This is a genomic window from Chryseobacterium sp. SIMBA_028, from assembly GCF_046535285.1.
In the GTDB taxonomy this organism is placed as follows: Bacteria; Bacteroidota; Bacteroidia; order Flavobacteriales; family Weeksellaceae; genus Chryseobacterium.
On the sequence record NZ_JAWRWZ010000798.1, the window covers coordinates 1 to 238 of the forward strand.

Annotated in this window: 1 protein-coding gene; it reads left to right on the plus strand. The window is 37.0% G+C overall.

What is annotated here, in order from left to right; translation table 11 throughout:
- Positions 1 to 4: 4 nt before the first annotated feature.
- Positions 5 to 175 (plus strand): hypothetical protein, encoded by a 171-nt coding sequence (locus SCA31_RS25420; protein ID WP_410699702.1) that lies wholly within the window; start codon positions 5 to 7, stop codon positions 173 to 175.
- The last annotated feature ends 63 nt before the right edge of the window (positions 176 to 238 follow it).

The window sequence follows — 238 nt, forward strand, 5'->3', positions numbered from 1 at the left end:
TTCAATTGATGAAAGATCAGGCAGAAAAATTTTCACTGCGAAAGTTCCTTTGGCTTCTACTTTCGGATATATTTCTGATCTGAGAACGTTGACGAGCGGTAGAGCTTCGATCAGTATGAAATTGTCGCACTATGCTTTAGTGCCTGATTTTATTTCAAATACATTAATAACTTAAAAAGCGAGGGCTGTGAATTTATTTTGCAGTCCTTGTTTGGGTTATGGAGTGAATGGTCAATAG